Raw genomic sequence first — 270 nt, forward strand, 5'->3', positions numbered from 1 at the left:
TCCGCTGGTATAACGCCACGCGGATCAAGATGTCGCTCGGATCTCTCAGCCCCATTGAATACCGGGAAAGTCTTGGAATGGCGGCATAACCCAGTCCAGGATTTTAGCCGCACCCCCGGCGGGTCAGTTTTACATCGGCGCTAACAAGCATGAGCATTGCGAAGACGACAAAATGAAGCCCGGCGAGAGTTTCGGGGAGCCGTTCATAGTCACGTGCGAGACGCCGGAAACGGTTGAGCCAGCCAAAGCTGCGCTCGACCACCCACCGCC

2 protein-coding genes are annotated in these 270 nt (G+C 58.1%); one reads left to right on the plus strand and one right to left on the minus strand.

The annotated features are described in order from the left end of the window. The coding region (locus tag ACLFKU_RS44575) for an IS3 family transposase (RefSeq protein ID WP_410853499.1) at positions 1-89 on the plus strand (89 nt) is incomplete at its 5' end. A gap of 14 nt (positions 90-103) precedes the next feature. On the opposite strand, the gene ACLFKU_RS44580 is transcribed toward ACLFKU_RS44575, so the two are convergent. Further along, positions 104-270: transposase (locus ACLFKU_RS44580; protein ID WP_410853500.1), on the minus strand; the 167-nt coding region annotated here is incomplete at its 5' end.

The organism is Paraburkholderia sp. EG304, assembly GCF_046543485.1.
Lineage (GTDB): Bacteria > Pseudomonadota > Gammaproteobacteria > Burkholderiales > Burkholderiaceae > Paraburkholderia > Paraburkholderia youngii.